General features: G+C 53.0%; 15 protein-coding genes. 12 read left to right on the forward strand and 3 right to left on the reverse strand.

Translation table 11 applies throughout. The annotated features are described in order from the left end of the window. Nucleotides 1-257: 257 nt before the first annotated feature. Complete coding sequence (locus WFL93_RS21930; RefSeq protein WP_336779034.1) at nt 258-947, reverse strand: EAL domain-containing protein; 690 nt, start codon at nt 945-947, stop codon at nt 258-260. Between the two features lie 718 nt (nt 948-1,665). Next, nucleotides 1,666-3,645 carry a biosynthetic arginine decarboxylase gene (gene speA / locus WFL93_RS21935; protein ID WP_049850709.1) on the reverse strand — a complete coding sequence of 660 codons (1,980 nt, stop codon included), beginning with the start codon at nt 3,643-3,645 and terminating at the stop codon, nt 1,666-1,668. Nucleotides 3,646-4,422: 777 nt separating this feature from the next. On the opposite strand from speA, the gene metK reads away from it, so the two are divergent. From metK to ruvX, 8 genes are all read left to right on the forward strand, one after another. Then, nucleotides 4,423-5,577 carry a methionine adenosyltransferase gene (gene metK / locus WFL93_RS21940; protein ID WP_007890313.1) on the forward strand — a complete coding sequence of 385 codons (1,155 nt, stop codon included), beginning with the start codon at nt 4,423-4,425 and terminating at the stop codon, nt 5,575-5,577. A 475-nt stretch (nt 5,578-6,052) separates the two neighbouring features. Further along, nucleotides 6,053-7,447, forward strand: coding sequence for a sugar porter family MFS transporter (locus WFL93_RS21945; RefSeq protein WP_007890314.1), 1,395 nt, complete (start codon nt 6,053-6,055; stop codon nt 7,445-7,447). Between the two features lie 83 nt (nt 7,448-7,530). Beyond that, nucleotides 7,531-8,043, forward strand: a complete 513-nt coding sequence (locus WFL93_RS21950) for a SprT family zinc-dependent metalloprotease (RefSeq protein WP_052013360.1) — start codon at nt 7,531-7,533, stop codon at nt 8,041-8,043. 101 nt (nt 8,044-8,144) lie between these two features. Beyond that, nucleotides 8,145-8,852 (forward strand): deoxyribonuclease I, encoded by a 708-nt coding sequence (gene endA / locus WFL93_RS21955; protein WP_336779035.1) that lies wholly within the window; start codon nt 8,145-8,147, stop codon nt 8,850-8,852. 73 nt (nt 8,853-8,925) lie between these two features. Then, nucleotides 8,926-9,657: a 16S rRNA (uracil(1498)-N(3))-methyltransferase gene (rsmE, locus tag WFL93_RS21960; RefSeq protein WP_007890317.1), complete on the forward strand. Its 732-nt coding sequence runs from the start codon at nt 8,926-8,928 to the stop codon at nt 9,655-9,657. Between the two features lie 38 nt (nt 9,658-9,695). Then, on the forward strand, nt 9,696-10,640 hold the full coding sequence (gshB, locus tag WFL93_RS21965) for a glutathione synthase (RefSeq protein ID WP_007890318.1): 945 nt from the start codon (nt 9,696-9,698) through the stop codon (nt 10,638-10,640). A gap of 82 nt (nt 10,641-10,722) precedes the next feature. Then, complete coding sequence (locus tag WFL93_RS21970; RefSeq protein WP_007890319.1) at nt 10,723-11,286, forward strand: YqgE/AlgH family protein; 564 nt, start codon at nt 10,723-10,725, stop codon at nt 11,284-11,286. Next, nucleotides 11,286-11,702, forward strand: coding sequence for a Holliday junction resolvase RuvX (gene ruvX / locus WFL93_RS21975; RefSeq protein ID WP_007890320.1), 417 nt, complete (start codon nt 11,286-11,288; stop codon nt 11,700-11,702). Before WFL93_RS21970 ends, ruvX begins: the two co-directional genes overlap by 1 nt. Nucleotides 11,703-11,838: 136 nt before the next feature. Here ruvX and WFL93_RS21980 read toward each other — a convergent pair whose 3' ends face one another. Further along, the gene (locus WFL93_RS21980; protein ID WP_336779036.1) at nt 11,839-12,831 is read right to left on the reverse strand and encodes a type IV pilus twitching motility protein PilT; all 993 of its coding nucleotides are present in this window, start codon (nt 12,829-12,831) and stop codon (nt 11,839-11,841) included. A gap of 16 nt (nt 12,832-12,847) precedes the next feature. On the opposite strand from WFL93_RS21980, the gene WFL93_RS21985 reads away from it, so the two are divergent. Genes WFL93_RS21985 through hemW form a run of 4 tightly spaced genes read left to right on the forward strand, consistent with a single transcriptional unit; the run spans nt 12,848 to nt 15,871 of the window. Next, a complete protein-coding gene (locus tag WFL93_RS21985) occupies nt 12,848-13,555 on the forward strand; it encodes a YggS family pyridoxal phosphate-dependent enzyme (RefSeq protein WP_336779037.1) in 708 nt (235 codons plus the stop codon). Nucleotides 13,556-13,567: 12 nt separating this feature from the next. Continuing rightward, nucleotides 13,568-14,122 (forward strand): YggT family protein, encoded by a 555-nt coding sequence (locus WFL93_RS21990; RefSeq protein ID WP_007890323.1) that lies wholly within the window; start codon nt 13,568-13,570, stop codon nt 14,120-14,122. 20 nt (nt 14,123-14,142) lie between these two features. After that, entirely contained in the window at nt 14,143-14,736 is a 594-nt protein-coding gene (locus WFL93_RS21995) for an XTP/dITP diphosphatase (protein ID WP_049850706.1), read from the forward strand. After that, on the forward strand, nt 14,729-15,871 hold the full coding sequence (gene hemW / locus WFL93_RS22000; protein WP_336779038.1) for a radical SAM family heme chaperone HemW: 1,143 nt from the start codon (nt 14,729-14,731) through the stop codon (nt 15,869-15,871). The genes WFL93_RS21995 and hemW overlap by 8 nt, the downstream gene beginning before the upstream one ends. Nucleotides 15,872-15,895 lie beyond the last annotated feature (24 nt).

The following is a 15,895-nucleotide window of genomic DNA, read 5'->3' on the forward strand; positions in this document are numbered from 1 at the left end:
CGGCTTTTACAGTGAATAATCAGTGAGATTATTCACTTCTTCTCTGGAGCGACCTCATACAGGCTAATGATGAAATCGCGTTGAGTTTTGTTAATCCGCCATCCTGATAACGCATTGGTTTTATTTCTTAAAATCACCACGGGAAAAATAGTTTTATTCTCAATCGGCCGGGCAGTAATTACGTGAAACGCGTGCAGCCCAGGCTTTGACATATTTTTCTTCCCCGAGGGATGAAACCAACCCAACTAAAATCAGGATTACGCTATAAAATCATTGAGATAGATGCTCTGCCAGAAATAGCCCTGCATGCCATAAATTGCTTTATGCGACAGCAGGTCGACCTGTTGTTGAGTTTCAACGCCCTCAACAATCACGCCGTTGCATAATTCGTTGAGGTGGTCGAGCAGAATGTCAAAGGTGCGACCGTCGCCAAATTGCCAAAAAAAATCTTTGTCAATCTTGACGATTTCAAATATTCCGCTATCGAGCATGTTCAGGTTGGAATAACCCGGACCAAAGTCATCGAGCCATAAAGGGGCTGGCGTCACTTTCGCGACACCTTTTAACAGCAGCAGATCGGCGCTATTAAAGCGCGCGGTGAAGAATGCGGATATTTCCAGACGCAACAGCGTCAGTTGAGCCAGTTTTTCTTGTATTTCATCATCTTTAAAGATGCTGGCTACGATATCTCTATCAACATTCACACTGACAATCTGATCAAACCCTTTCTGGTATAGCTGAATAAGTTTTTCGATCTGGTGGAGGAATAACTGCCATTTAATGTCAGCAGAAAGCTGACTGAAGAACCCTGCATCCCTGTTGGGGTTACGCTTATTATTGATATCTGCGTCATCGGCAAAACGCGTTAACAATTCCCTGGCAATCACCTGACCGGATAAAGCGTAAACCGGCTCCAACATGAAGATAAACTTCGGTTGATTGCTCATTTCATGGTCCTTACTGCAACTGCCTGATAGCGCTAAACTGTCAGGATTTCTCATGTAAGAAGTAAGGGAAACATTGATAAAACTTAATGCCTTAACTGAAGGTTAACGTACAACTTACACTTTGAAAAATAGATTTCAGTAAACAGTGCTGACAACTTCAATCGTTTAAACCAATCAATAACGTAAGTAAATTTCTCTAAAGTTCATAAAAACTTCGGATTATTCCTAGAAAAATTTAAGTTAGTACCAGTCTTGACAGATCAAGAAACAACGAAGCAATTGAAATAAAACAAAAATAATTAAATCAATATGGGTTGATTTATATTTTTATCCTAAAATGCGAATTCATTCATTTTAAATCAATGATTCCAAAAGGTGCCAAAAAACGATAATTACAATGGTTACTATTCAACCCTTAATGTTTAAATTTTTATTATACATCCCAATCAATACATAACAGATTGGCTGTCAGATGGTTGATGAATCAGTACTTACTGCAGGGTTATTATTGATAATAGCGATGCCAGCCGGCGGGCTTTCTTAGCAAAAATAAGAAGATAGAGAAGAACCTATTAATGACGTTTTTTGGGTGGGCGGTTATAAATAGGTCAAGAGTGATCATCTTCACAAATTAATTAAATAAGTGGCGATGAAAAAGAAAAAAGGCAGGAATGGTTAAAACCGGGCCTCTGGCGAAGCCCGGTTAATGAGCAATTAATTACTCATCTTCAAGATAAGTATAACCGTACAGGCCGCTTTCAAATTCTGACAGGAACTGCGCACGCAGCTCTTCATCAATATCGGTCTGCTGTGTGACCTGATCGCGGAACAGCGTCATCAGGTCGTTCGGGTTTAGCTGCACATACTCCAGCATATCCGCCACGGTATCGCCCTCATCGGACAGCTGCACTTCAACGCTGCCATCCGGGAATGCAAACACATCCACCGCTTCGGTATCACCGAACAGGTTGTGCATATTGCCGAGGATCTCCTGATAGGCACCGACCATAAAGAAGCCGAGCATCGGTGGATTATCGATGTCGTACTCTGGCATCGGCATGGTGGTGGCAATACCGTCGCCATCAACATAGTGATCGATGGTGCCATCGGAGTCACAGGTGATATCCAGCAACACCGCGCGACGCTTAGGCATTTTGTTCAGCCCTTCCAGCGGCAGCACCGGGAACAGCTGATCGATACCCCACGCATCCGGCATCGACTGGAACAGCGAGAAGTTGACGTAAATCTTATCCGCCATCCGCTCCTGCAGCTCATCAATGATCGGACGGTGCGCACGGTTGCTGGGATCGAGATGCTGCTGAATATAGTGGCAGATGCTCAGATAGAGCTGCTCCGCCCAGGCGCGCTGACCGAGATCGTAAGTACCTGATGAATAACCCGTATGGATATCGAACAGATCCATCTGGCTATCGTGCAGCCATTCACGCAGCGAACGACGCACATCGGGTTCATGCATCTCTTGCCACGTGTCCCACAGGCTCTGGATCGGACGCGGTGAATCGGCATCCGGCGCCACTGGCGTGCTGAATTCGTTACGTTCCACACCAATGATATTGGACACCAGCACCGTATGGTGCGCGGTTACCGCACGCCCCGATTCAGTGATCACCGTTGGGTGCTCAAGACCGTTCTCTTCACAGGCGTCGCCAATCGCCCAAATCACGTTATTCGCGTACTCGTTCAGACCATAGTTGACCGAGCAATCGGACTGCGAACGCGTGCCTTCATAGTCGACGCCCAAACCGCCGCCGACGTCGAAGCATTTGATGTTAACGCCCAGCTTCGCCAGCTCAACATAGAAGCGCGCCGACTCACGTACGCCGGTGGCGATGTCGCGGATGTTGGACATCTGTGAGCCGAGATGGAAGTGCAGCAGCTGCAGGCTATCGAGACGACCGGCCTTGCGCATGATGTCGACCAGCTGCAACACCTGCGACGCTGCCAGACCAAACTTGGATTTTTCGCCACCGCTCGACTGCCACTTGCCTGAACCCTGCGAGGCCAGACGCGCACGAATACCGAGACGCGGCACTACGCTCAACCGCTCAGCTTCTTCCAGCACCAGGCGCACTTCGGTCATCTTCTCAATCACCAAATAAACTTTGTGACCGAGCTTCTCACCAATCAGCGCCAGACGAATATATTCACGGTCTTTATAGCCGTTACAGACGATCACCGAGCGGGTTTTACCGGCATGGGCCAGTACCGCCATCAGTTCCGCTTTCGAACCGGCTTCTAAGCCTAACGGCTCGCCAGAGTTGACCAGCGACTCAATCACACGCTTATGCTGGTTAACCTTGATCGGGTAAACCAGGAAGTAATCGCCTTTATAGCCGTAGGACTCACGCGCACGTTTGAAGGCGGCGTTAATCGAACGCAGACGATGCTGGAGAATCTGCGGGAAGCAGAACAGCGCAGGCAGACGCTGACCGTCGGCTTCGCGCTCTTTAACCAGTTTTGCCAGGTCAACGCGCACTTCCGGCTGATCCGGATCGGGACACACGCTGATGTGCCCCAGTTCGTTGACGTCGTAATAGTTATTTCCCCACCAGGCAATATTGTAGGTACGCAGCATTCTGCTCGCTTCCTGATCGTTCATTGCCACCTCCTGCATGGAGCGGAGTGAACCCTGTTCGCCAGCTGACGAACCCTTGATATTCTTCATGTCGTCAGACATCGCGAACCTCAATTTTCCGTTGAAATATGAAATCGTTACCGCGTTTTGTCATGGTAACGCCAGGTGAAAATTGTCCCATCCTGCTTACTGCCCCTTTAAGGTTGCATGACTCTAAGTGTAAAACACCGCGCCGAAGTCGGTGAAATCAGGGCAATAGCCTGAGATTTGCACGTTCATTAGCGAGTGAAACGCAGTAATAGATGTAGGGATAATTTAACCGATGCTCGTGTCGGGATAATGAACAGAACGTCGACAGGATAAAAGAACAGATGTGGAATGGGAAAGGAGAGCCAGCGCGCCGACACAGCGCAGTGAACCAATGAGAGAGAAAGAGTGGTTCATTACTTTAATCACCTCCATCGCCGGCTAACAGCCTGCGAGAAACGGCTTGGGTGAAAGTCAGAATAAATGACATCTGACGGCGCGACGCACAGTGACGTCATCCTTTACGCTGAAACAGCAGCGGCGTTTTATACAGCCACACGGGTTAAATTGCAAAATCTTTGTCAGGTAACTGCGTGCGGTGTCAGGAAATTATTCCACTTTCGATGTTGCGGAAAATGCGGGAACGGAAAAAGCACTGGAAAAGTGCTCACTGAGTAACCTAGAATAGCCGTCCAGATGGTTTTCCATCTAAACTGATTAACATCCAGGCGGTGTCTGTCTGGCGCATTAAAACTTCTTACTGCTCGTGGCTTTGCCTGAAGGGGCGTTAAGTCGATTTCATCATTAACGCTATGCAGTCGTATTCAAACCATTGTTAAGGTAAAGAACAGAATGGCTAAACACCTTTTTACATCTGAGTCCGTATCAGAAGGACATCCTGATAAAATCGCTGACCAAATTTCCGATGCCGTGCTGGATGCCATCCTGGAACAGGATCCCAAAGCACGCGTGGCCTGCGAAACGTACGTTAAGACCGGTATGGTGCTGGTTGGCGGTGAAATCACCACCAGCGCATGGGTTGATATTGAAGAGATCACCCGTAATACCGTACGTGAAATCGGTTATGTCCATTCCGATATGGGCTTTGATGCGAACTCTTGCGCGGTACTGAGCGCGATTGGTAAGCAATCGCCAGACATCAACCAGGGCGTTGACCGTACCGATCCGCTGGAGCAAGGCGCCGGTGACCAGGGCCTGATGTTCGGTTATGCCAGCAACGAAACCGATGTGCTGATGCCAGCGCCGGTCACCTATGCGCACCGTTTGGTGCAGCGTCAGGCTGAAGTGCGTAAAAGCGGTTCACTGCCATGGCTGCGTCCGGATGCGAAAAGCCAGATCACCTTCCAGTATGATGACGGCAAAATTGTCGGTATCGATGCGGTTGTGCTGTCAACGCAGCATGCTGAAGAGGTGACCACCGCCGATCTGCGCGAAGCCGTGATGGAAGAGATCATCAAGCCGGTTCTGCCGACGGAGTGGATCAACGCCAGCACCAAATATCACATCAACCCAACCGGCCGCTTTGTTATCGGTGGTCCAATGGGTGACTGCGGTCTGACCGGTCGTAAAATCATCGTGGATACCTACGGCGGCATGGCGCGTCACGGTGGCGGCGCATTCTCGGGCAAAGACCCGTCAAAAGTTGACCGTTCTGCCGCTTACGCTGCACGTTATGTGGCGAAGAACATCGTTGCAGCTGGCCTCGCTGACCGTTGCGAAATTCAGGTTTCCTACGCGATTGGCGTGGCTGAGCCAACCTCCATCATGGTTGAAACCTTCGGTACTGAGAAAGTCTCAACCGAGCAGCTGACGCTGCTGGTACGCGAGTTCTTCGACCTGCGTCCATATGGCCTGATTCAGATGATGGATCTGTTGAAACCGATCTATAAAGAGACCGCAGCATACGGTCACTTTGGCCGTGAGCACTTCCCGTGGGAGCAGACCGATAAAGCGGCTCAACTGCGTGAAGCGGCGGGCTTGAAGTAATCGCGTCCTCTGCGGGCTGATGCCCTCACCTTGGCCCTCTCCCACAGGAGAGGGAAACGCTGCAAGATGTATGACTGAAAATGAGCTCGCTTAGGCGGGCTTTTTTTATGCCTTTTAATCGTCAGGCGCATTTTTCTATGCCGTCTACACTTCTTACGCTGTGTTTACAACATAGTGATAACGATTACATTTTGAAATCCTTTAACAATCGGCAATTTAGAGATTTTTCAGCGTAGTTATTACTGTGAAAATGCGTTATTTTCAGCGTCGTCTGATAGCCGGTATTTAGTGCAATGTCAGAAACTTAAAGGGTGCTATACCTTACTGGTTACGTAACTATTTCGGGCGGAAAATGCTGGATTGCAGGGTTTCAGCGTGTGTAACCGATTACACTGATGTGATCGCTCTCACTTTTTTCCGCCGACAGGTTTCATAACATTGATAACAACAATGATGGATAAACTTTGGAGGCATCATGCCTGGTAATAATCACAAAAGCAGAACATCAAATAAGGTCATGACCTTGTTTGTCTGCTTTTTAGCGGCCCTGGCCGGCTTGCTGTTTGGATTGGATATCGGTGTTATCGCCGGTGCTCTGCCTTTCATCGCAAAAGATTTTAACGTCACCGCACATCAGCAGGAATGGATCGTCAGCTCGATGATGTTTGGTGCGGCGGTGGGTGCTGTGGGTAGCGGCTGGATGTCATCGCGTCTGGGCCGTAAAAAAAGCCTGATGGCCGGTGCCATTCTGTTCGTCATTGGTTCGCTGTGGTCTGCGGGTGCAACCAGCCCGGACATGCTGATCGCTGCACGGGTGGTGCTGGGCCTGGCCGTGGGTGTCGCGTCTTATACCGCTCCGCTCTATCTCTCTGAAATCGCGCCAGAGAAGATTCGCGGCAGTATGATTTCGCTCTACCAGCTGATGATCACCATCGGTATTCTGGCCGCTTATCTCTCTGATACCGCCTTCGCCGACGCCGGCGCATGGCGCTGGATGCTGGGCATCATCACCATTCCTGCCGTGTTGCTGCTGATTGGCGTGTTCTTCCTGCCGAACAGCCCACGCTGGCTGGCCGCGAAGGGGGATTTCCGCAGTGCGGAACGCGTGTTATCGCGTCTTCGTGATACCAGCGAACAAGCAAAACGTGAACTGGATGAGATTCGTGAAAGCCTGAAGATCAAACAGTCTGGCTGGCAGCTGTTCCAGAGCAACAGTAACTTCCGCCGCGCGGTGTTCCTCGGCGTGCTATTGCAGGTGATGCAGCAGTTCACCGGTATGAACGTCATCATGTACTACGCGCCAAAAATCTTCGAAATCGCTGGCTTTGCCAACACCACGCAGCAAATGTGGGGCACGGTGATTGTGGGTCTGGTGAACGTGCTGGCTACCTTTATCGCTATTGGTCTGGTGGATCGCTGGGGCCGTAAACCAACGCTGCTGCTGGGCTTCCTGGTGATGGCCGTTGGTATGGGCGTGTTGGGTACAATGTTGCACATCGGCATCCACTCGCCAGAAGCGCAGTACTTTGCGGTCGCAATGCTGCTGATGTTTATCATTGGTTTTGCGATGTCTGCCGGTCCGCTGATTTGGGTTCTGTGTTCAGAAATCCAGCCGCTGAAAGGCCGCGATTTTGGTATCACGGTGTCCACCGCGACCAACTGGATTGCCAACATGATTGTCGGCGCTACATTCCTGACCATGCTGAATACGCTGGGCAACGCGCCAACCTTCTGGGTGTACGCCGGTCTGAACGTGTTCTTCATTCTGCTGACGCTGACGCTGATTCCAGAGACCAAAAACGTCTCGCTGGAACACATCGAACGCAATCTGATGTCAGGCAAAAAACTGCGCGATATCGGTCAGAAGTAATCCCGATAAGCGAATTCAAGGGCTGCCTGCTGGCGGCCCTTTTTTGTTTGATTCAACTGTCGCAACCTTTTATTCTGCCCCACATGAAAACACCGCGCCTTCCCATCGCCTTACAACAAGCCGTCATGCGCTCGCTGCGCCATTTTTTACAGCTGGCCAACGAGAAGCTGGAGCGCCGCTTTGATGAGCCCTCGCTGATCTACCAGCAGCGCGGCACGGCGGCGGGCACCGCATGGCTGGAAAAGTGGGAAATCCGTATCAATCCGGTGCTGCTGTTGGAAAATCAGCAGGCGTTTGTTGATGAAGTGGTGCCGCACGAACTGGCGCATCTGCTGGTGTGGAAAACCTTTGGCCGCGTGCCGCCGCACGGTAAAGAGTGGAAATGGATGATGGAGAGCGTGCTCGGCGTGCCGGCGCGTCGCACCCACCAGTTTGAAATCGACTCAGTGCGCAGCAATACGTTCCCCTATCGCTGCCGCTGTCAGCAGCACCAGCTGACTGTGCGTCGCCATAACCGCGTGCTGCGCGGCGAAAGCGAGTATCGTTGCGTACACTGCAAATCTTTGCTGCAGCCCGGTGAGTTTTTAGCAACATAGTTCAGCAACATAGCTCAGCAACATAGTCTAATCTCATATCCCATGCGCCATCATTCTGTTACCCTGCCGCCCTTTTTCAGGACCAGGTTAATTTTTGGAATATGTCTCGCAAAACGCTGCTGTTTCTTACCTTATTAGTTGCCCCGCTTAGTGCTTATAGCCTCAGTTTCACTCACTACCATCAAAACAATTTTAATCAGGCCAAAGCCTATGCGGCGCAGATCAACGCCGATGCGCCTGCGGACTTTTACTGCGGCTGCAAAATCATCTGGCATGGCAAAAAAGGCGTGCCGGATTTATCCAGCTGCGGCTACAGCGTGCGTAAGAATGCCAATCGCGCTGAACGCATTGAGTGGGAACATGTGATGCCAGCGTGGGAATTCGGTCATCAGCGTCAGTGCTGGCAAAACGGCGGACGCAAAAACTGCAGCAAAGACGCGGATTACCGCCGCATCGAAAGCGATTTGCATAACCTGCAGCCGGCAATTGGCGAAGTGAACGGCGATCGCAATAACTTCCAGTACAGCCAGTGGAACGGTGGCGATCAACAGTATGGCCAGTGCAGCATGAAGGTTGATTTTAAGCAGAAGCTGGCGCAGCCGCCCGAGCGCGCACGCGGTGCGATAGCACGCACCTACTTCTATATGCGCGATCAATATCAGCTGCGCCTGTCACGCCAGCAAACCCAGCTGTTTACCGCCTGGGATAAGCAATATCCGGTGACGAAGTGGGAGTGCGAGCGCGACAACCGCATCGCTAAAGTGCAGGGAAATCATAACGCTTATGTACAGCAGGCTTGCCAGCGCTAAAAGCGCTACCCTACACTAGCTTTTTTCGATTGCGCCGTGTCAGCGGACACGGCATAACGCTGGCAGGAACCGCATGCGTATACCTCGCATTTATCACCCCGAATCTCTTGAAGTAAACAGTGAAGTCTTCCTTGATGAGGACGCCGCTAACCATGTCGGGCGCGTGCTGCGCATGACGGCTGGTCAGCAAATTGAGCTGTTTGATGGCAGTAATCTGACTTTTAACGCTGAAATCACCCAGGCTGATAAAAAGCGTGTAAAAGTAAGGGTCCTTGCCAGTCAGGCTGATGACCGTGAATCGCCGCTGCATCTGCATCTTGGTCAGGTGATGTCGCGTGGCGAAAAAATGGAATTCACTATCCAGAAATCGATCGAACTTGGCGTGAATGTGATTACGCCCTTGTTTTCTGAGCGTTGCGGCGTAAAGCTGGATGCCGAGCGACTGGCGAAAAAGATTCAGCAATGGCAGAAAATCGCAATTGCCGCCTGTGAACAGTGCGGCCGCAATCGCGTGCCGGAAATTCGCGAGCCGATGACATTACAAGCCTGGTGTGCGGAAGCCGATGAGGGTTTAAAACTCAATCTGCATCCGCGCGCCAGTCATAGCATTAACACGCTGCCGCAGCCGGTGGAGCGCGTACGTTTGCTGATTGGACCGGAAGGCGGCTTATCCGCCGAAGAAATTGCCATGACGGCGCAGCAGGGTTTCACCGATATTTTGCTCGGACCACGCGTGTTACGCACCGAAACTACCGCGCTCACCGCCATTACGGCACTTCAGGTGAGGTTTGGCGACCTCGGTTAAGCGATACTTTTGGTTGAATACCCCTTGAGGAGAGAATAATGATCAAGCTTGGCATCGTTATGGACCCCATTTCGTCCATCAACATTAAAAAAGACACCAGCTTCGCCATGTTGCTGGAAGCACAGCGCCGTGGTTACGAAATTCATTACATGGAGATGAGCGATCTCTCTCTGCGCGGCGGCGTGAGCTATGCGCGCACCCGTCTGCTGAGCGTTGAGCAGAACTACGACAACTGGTACACGTTTGGCAGCGAGCAGCTTATCCCGCTGGCCGATCTCAACGTGGTGCTGATGCGTAAAGATCCGCCGTTCGACACCGAGTTTATCTACGCCACCTACCTGCTGGAGCGCGCTGAAGAGCAAGGCACGCTGATCGTCAACAAACCGCAAAGCCTGCGCGACTGCAACGAAAAGCTGTATACCGCCTGGTTTGCCGATCTGACGCCCGATACGCTGGTTACGCGCAACAAAGAGCAGCTGCGCGCCTTCTGGCAGGAACATGGTGATGTGATTCTGAAACCGCTTGATGGCATGGGCGGCGCGTCCATCTTCCGCGTGAAGCAAGATGACCCGAACTTCGGCGTGATCACTGAAACCCTGACCAATCACGGTCAGAACTTCTGCATGGCGCAGAACTACCTGCCGGCGATTAAAGAGGGTGATAAACGCGTATTGGTGGTGGATGGCGAACCGGTGCCTTACTGCCTGGCGCGTATTCCGCAAGGCGGTGAAACGCGCGGTAACCTGGCCGCCGGTGGCCGTGGCGAAGCGCGTCCGCTGAGCGACAGCGATTGGGAAATTGCGCGTCGCGTCGGTCCAACACTCAAAGCCAAGGGGCTGATTTTTGTCGGTCTGGATATCATCGGTGATAAACTGACTGAAGTTAACGTGACCAGCCCAACCTGCGTACGTGAAATCGAGGCCGCGTTCCCGATATCAATCACCGGCATGCTGATGGATGCCATTGAGAAACGCCTGGGCTGATGCCGTCGGAGTGCAAGCTCCGTGAACACCCAAAACCGGCGCTGTCGCGGCTGCGCCGGTTATTTTTGATATACGAGTGACAATGAATTTACAGCATCATTTTTTAATTGCGATGCCGTCGCTGCAGGACCCGCTATTCAAACGCTCCGTGGTGTATATCTGCGAGCATAATGAAGATGGCGCCATGGGTTTGATCGTGAATAAACCGATGGAAAACCTGACGGTCGAAGGCATTCTTAAAAAGCTTAAAATTAGCGCATCCGAACGTGACCCTGCCATCAAACTGGATAAGCCAGTGTTTGCCGGTGGTCCGCTGGCGGAGGATCGTGGTTTTATTCTGCACTCGGCGCAGCGCATTTACTCCTCGAGCATTCGTATTTCTGACACCACGGTGATCACCACCTCGCGTGATGTGCTGGAAGCGATCGGTACTGCCTCGCAGCCAGACAATGTGCTGGTGGCGCTGGGTTATTGCGCCTGGGAGAAAGGTCAGCTTGAAGACGAGCTGCTGGAAAATGCCTGGCTTACCTCACCGGCTAATACCAATATTTTGTTCCAGACGCCTATCGCAGAGCGCTGGCGCGAAGCGGCACGCGGCTTAGGCGTGGATATACACAATATCGCCACCGATGCAGGGCACGCCTGATGGCCAATGAAACCTTATTGGGCTTCGATTTTGGCACCAAAAGCATCGGCGTCGCCATTGGACAGCAGCTCACGGGTACCGCTCGTGCGCTGACGGCCTTAAAAGCGCAAGATGGCACGCCAGACTGGAACCTGATCGAAAAACTGCTGAAAGAGTGGCAGCCCGATTATGTAGTGGTCGGTTTGCCGCTGAATATGGATGGCACCGAACAAGAGCTGACGGCACGCGCGCGTAAGTTTGCCAATCGCCTGCACGGTCGTTTTGGCGTGCGCGTTGAGCTGCAGGACGAACGCCTGAGCACCGTCGAAGCGCGTGCCGACCTGTTTGAACGCGGCGGTTTTCGTGCGCTGCAGAAGGGCCAGGTCGATTCGCAATCGGCAGTGATTATCCTCGAAGATTGGTTCGAGACGCATTAAACCCTTACCAGTTATCTCATCCAGATCTATCACATACCGTAGCGGCGCGATTTATCGCGCGTATAAATGACGGCACCATGCCCATCCATGCATTGCGCAATAAATTGCGCCGCTACGATTTGTACTCAATCCCACATCAAATCATCCCCGCCTGCTGACGCGCCTGCTCGCTCTGGGCAAAGGTTTGCATCCCGGCCTGCGCGCCAGTTTGTAACACGCCCGGCAACTGGTGCATTTTCCCTTCACGAATCAGGTTTGCCACCGCCGGCGTCGCTACCAATACTTCAAATAACCCTACACGTCCGCCCGCTTTTGCCGGCACTAAGCGCTGCGCCAGCACCGCTTTTAAGCTGCCCGCTAATTGGGTGCGCACCAGGTTCTTCTCCTCCGCGGGAAAGACATCCACCAGCCGATCTACCGCCTGGGTTGCACCGCGCGTATGCAGCGTCGCCAGCACCAAATGCCCGGTTTCTGCTGCGGTAAGCGCCAGCCGGATGGTTTCGCTATCACGCAGTTCACCGAGCAGAATCACATCGGGATCTTCGCGCAGCGCGGCTTTTAGCCCATGTTGGAACGAGGCGCAGTGCGCGCCCACTTCGCGCTGCTGAATCAACGATCGCTGACTGTGATGAACAAACTCGATTGGATCTTCCAGCGTCAGGATGTGCCGCGCCTGCTGACGATTAAGGCTATCCACCATTGCCGCCAGCGTGGTGGATTTGCCGCTGCCGGTGGCGCCGGTGATCAAAATCAGCCCCTCTTCCAGCTGTAATAGCTGGCTCACCACTTCGGGCAAATGCAGGCTGCTAAGATTAGGCGCGCTGCTGGCAATCAGCCGCAGCGCCAACGATAAACCGTGCCGCTGCATAAACAGGTTGGCACGCAGTCGCACGCCGCTGGTCAGCGTAATGGCAAAATCGACATGGCCATTTTCCTCCAGCTCGGCCTGCTGCGGCGCAGTGAGCCACTGCTGCATAAAGCTTTCCAGCCAGCCGCCCTCCAGCGTGCTCTGCTGCGGAATCGGCTCCAGCACGCCTTGTCGGCGCCAGTGCGGCAAATGTCCGCTGCAAAGGTGCAGATCGGCGGCGTTATGCTTTACACTAAGGGCCACAATTTCATCCAACTCCATTTAACTTCTCCTGACTATGACTTCCATTGAGCACAACTTACAGCAAGTGCGTGAGCGCATCGCCGCTGCCGCCGCACGTTGCGGGCGCGCGCCAGAAGAAATTACGCTGCTTGCAGTGAGCAAAACCAAACCTGCGAGCGCGGTCGCAGAAGCCATTGCCGCTGGACAGCAGGCGTTCGGTGAAAATTACGTGCAGGAAGGGGTTGAAAAAGTGGCTGAGCTGGCCGCACATCCTGATTTGCAATGGCACTTTATCGGTCCGCTACAATCCAATAAGAGCCGTCTGGTGGCGGAAAATTTTGCCTGGTGTCACACCGTTGACCGGCAGCGCATCGCGCAGCGCCTGAACGATCAGCGCCCGGCGTCGTTGCCGCCGCTCAACGTGTTAATTCAGGTAAATATCAGTGACGAAAACAGCAAATCTGGCATCATGCTGGAGGCGCTGCCCGAGCTGGCGCAATACATCGCCGCGCTGCCACATTTGCGCCTGCGTGGGCTGATGGCCATTCCAGCGCAGGAATCAGAATACGATCGGCAACTGGCGGTCTGCCAGCAGATGGCCAGCGCGTTTCATGCCTTACAGCAGGATTATCCTGACGTCGATACGCTTTCTCTGGGAATGAGTGACGATATGGACGCGGCAATCGCCGCGGGCAGCACCATGGTGCGGATTGGCACCGCCGTTTTCGGCGCGCGGGATTATGCGCGACCTACACAACAATAATTGAGGAACCTCATGTTAACACTGACGTTTTTAGTCAAAACGCTGATCGATTTGTACGTGATGGTGCTGCTGCTGCGCATCTGGATGCAGTGGTCGCGCTGTGACTTCTACAACCCGCTGGCGCAGTTTGTCGTGAAGATCACTCAGCCGATTATCAAGCCGCTGCGCCGTATCATCCCCGCGATTGGCCCAATTGATACCGCTTCGCTGCTGCTGGCGTTTGTGCTCACCACGCTGAAATATCCGATACTGCTGCTGATTCAGGTCGGCGTATTCTCGATTGATCCGACCAATCTGCTGGTTGGCCTGCTGTCGCTGGTGAAGTCCGCCGGTTATCTGGTGTTCTGGGTAATCATCATCCGCTCACTGATGAGCTGGATCAGCCAGGGCCGCGGTCCGATGGATCAGGTGTTGTTGCAGCTGACTGAACCGCTGATGTCACCGATTCGCCGTATTCTGCCCGCGATGGGCGGCATCGATTTCTCTGCCATGATTGTCATTCTGGTGCTGTACGCGCTGAATTTCCTCGGCATGGACCTGTTCCCAGGTCTCTGGTATTTGCTGTAATTCGCTAATCTGGAACTGTTATGCAAAAAGTTGTTCTCGCTACCGGTAATCCGGGCAAAGTTCGTGAACTGGCCGATCTGTTAGCGGCCTTCGGACTCGATATCGTGGCGCAAACCGAACTCGGCGTGGAGTCAGCGGAAGAAACCGGCCTGACCTTTATCGAAAACGCCATTCTCAAAGCGCGCCATGCGGCTGACATTACCGGCTTACCGGCGATTGCTGATGATTCGGGCCTGGCGGTGGACGCATTGGGCGGCGCGCCGGGCATTTACTCCGCGCGCTATGCTGGCGTTGACGCCAGCGACCAACAGAATCTGGAGAAGCTGCTGGTGGCGCTGGAAAATGTGCCGGAGGGCAAACGCCAGGCACAATTCCACTGCGTGCTGGTGTATGTGCGTCATGCCGCCGATCCCACGCCGCTGGTGTTTCACGGCAGCTGGGCCGGTGAAATCACCCGCTCAGCCGCTGGCGAAGGCGGTTTTGGTTACGATCCCATCTTCTACGTACCTGAATTAGGTAAAACGGCGGCAGAGCTGAGTAAAGACGAAAAGCGCGCCGTCTCTCACCGTGGTAAAGCATTGACGCTGCTGCTGGAAGCGATGCGCAATGCCTGAGTTACCTCCGTTAAGCCTGTACATCCATATTCCGTGGTGTGTGCAGAAGTGCCCGTACTGTGATTTCAACTCTCACGCGTTAAAAGGCGAGGTGCCGCACATCGAGTATGTGCAGCACCTGCTGAAAGATCTCGAGCTAGATTTGCCGCTCACCGCGGGGCGCGAAGTGCGCACCATCTTTATCGGCGGCGGTACCCCAAGCCTGCTGAGCAGCAATGCGATGCAGATGCTGATGGATGGCGTGCGAGCGCGTTTGCCGCTGGCTGCCGATGCGGAAATCACCATGGAAGCCAATCCGGGCACGGTGGAAGCCGATCGCTTCAGTGGTTATCAGCGCGCGGGGATTAACCGTATTTCGATTGGCGTACAGAGTTTTAGCCCACAGAAGCTGGAGCGTCTGGGCCGCATTCACGGGCCGGAAGAAGCGGTACGCGCGGCGCAGCTGGCTGAAGGCTTAGGTTTGCGCAGCTTTAACCTCGATCTGATGCACGGCTTGCCGGATCAGTCGCTGGAAGAAGCGCTGGATGATTTGCGTCAGGCGATTGCTCTTAACCCACCGCATCTGTCGTGGTATCAGCTGACGATCGAACCGAATACCTTATTTGGCTCGCGTCCACCGAAACTGCCGGATGATGACGCGCTGTGGGATATCTTTGAGCAAGGTCATCAACTGCTGAGCGCCGCAGGTTATCAGCAATATGAAACCTCGGCCTACGCCAAGCCCGGTTATCGCTGCGAACACAACCTTAACTACTGGCGCTTTGGTGATTATCTGGGCATTGGCTGCGGCGCACACGGCAAGCTGACGCAGCCGGATGGCCGCATCGTGCGCACCGTAAAAACGCGCCATCCACGTGGTTTTATGAAAGGTAATTATCTTGATAAGCAGCACGAAGTGGCCGAAAACGATAAGCCATTCGAGTTCTTTATGAACCGCTTCCGCCTGCTGGAGGCCGCTCCGCGCGCGGATTTCCGTCGCTATACCGGTATGGATGAGCAGATCATTCGCCCGCAAATTGATGCCGCGATAACCGCGGGATACGTGGTGGAAAGTGCTGAATACTGGCAGATTACTGAGAAAGGGAAGCTGTTCCTGAACTCGCTGCTGGAGCTGTTCTTAAGCGAAGATGAGTAAACAGAAGGCCGGGAAACCGGCCTT

Origin of the sequence: Pantoea sp. USHLN256, from assembly GCF_037149875.1 — a bacterium.
Classification (GTDB): Bacteria; Pseudomonadota; Gammaproteobacteria; order Enterobacterales; family Enterobacteriaceae; genus Pantoea; species Pantoea nemavictus.